This window comes from Aeromonas piscicola (genome assembly GCF_000820005.1).
Taxonomy (GTDB): domain Bacteria; phylum Pseudomonadota; class Gammaproteobacteria; order Enterobacterales; family Aeromonadaceae; genus Aeromonas; species Aeromonas piscicola.
Genome location: NZ_CDBL01000056.1, coordinates 63,816 through 64,592 on the forward strand (window position 1 = coordinate 63,816; position 777 = coordinate 64,592).

A 777-nucleotide genomic window follows, 5' to 3' on the forward strand; every position below is an offset into this window, starting at 1 on the left:
GTGGCGGGTTGAGCCCGTTGTTTGGCCCGCCGATGGACAATAGTGCTCATAGATTGTTTTCAACTTATTGATTTTAAAGAATAGTCAGGTTGGTGTCGGGCATCTGTCGTGTCACCGCCCTCCACTCAGGCCCTATGCTGGCCCTGTCAATCACCACAAGGAGCTCATGATGATCGTCAGGAAGTTGAGATTGCAGCGGGGTTGGTCCCAGGATCAGTTGGCGACCCTGACTGGCCTGAGCGTTCGCACCATACAGCGGATCGAACAGGGTCAGCAGCCCGGACTGGAGTCTCTCAAGGCCCTGGCCTCCGTCTTTGAACTTGATGTGGCTCAACTGGATGGGACACAACAACAGGAGCATGAGATGAGAGGGAATGAAACCATGGGCCAGGATGCGGTACAGGTGTCGGCAGAGGAGCGGGCGGCCATGCGTTATGTGGAGGGGCTCAAGGGCTTCTACTATCACATTGCCAGCTATGTGCTGGTAATTTGCGGGCTGTTTGTCATCAACTACCTCAGCAATCCGGATTATATCTGGGCCTGGTGGCCGGCGCTGGGTTGGGGATTGGGATTGATCTCCCATGCCATCAATATGTTCCAGCCCTTCAAGTTGTTCGGGCCTGAATGGGAGCGGCGTCAGATAGAGAAGCGGCTGGGACGCAAGCTGTAACAGGTTTGTACTGCATGACCAATAAAAACGGGCCCGGCAGATGCCGGGCCCGTTCTATTTCAAGCTCATTGCCTCACTTGGCGTGAATGGGGCAGGGCGTCGCTATC

Annotated in this window: 1 protein-coding gene; it reads left to right on the forward strand. The window is 55.3% G+C overall.

What is annotated here, in order from left to right:
• Nucleotides 1-169: 169 nt before the first annotated feature.
• A complete protein-coding gene (locus tag BN1128_RS14580) occupies nt 170-670 on the forward strand; it encodes a 2TM domain-containing protein (RefSeq protein WP_042870002.1) in 501 nt (166 codons plus the stop codon).
• Nucleotides 671-777 lie beyond the last annotated feature (107 nt).